We start from the raw sequence: 252 nt of genomic DNA on the forward strand, positions 1-252 counted from the left end.
GTCTGTGACGGAACAACTTGGGCTAAAGAATCAGTTGTTAAGTCCCACAGAACTTGTTTGGTTAGTTCTCAACGAGGGGTATTCACAGCAACTCCCAGGTGGCGTAACGTTGCGTCTTTCTTATGTTGCTAATGAACCTCGCTTGGAATTGGTTGAGGCTCTTTCCCTGGCTGATCGGCTTGTGGCTGTTGGATGTTTCACGGAAATCATCCAGTGGCGCAAGCGGATATTCATTCCCACTGGCAACAAGGC

Annotated in this window: 1 protein-coding gene; it reads left to right on the forward strand. The window is 48.8% G+C overall.

Going from position 1 to position 252, the window contains the following annotated elements; all coding sequences use genetic code 11:
* The coding region (locus GNF10_RS37635) for a hypothetical protein (protein WP_185607550.1) at positions 1–252 on the forward strand (252 nt) is incomplete at both ends.

Origin of the sequence: Nostoc sp. UCD121, from assembly GCF_014222285.1 — a bacterium.
Lineage (GTDB): Bacteria > Cyanobacteriota > Cyanobacteriia > Cyanobacteriales > Nostocaceae > Nostoc.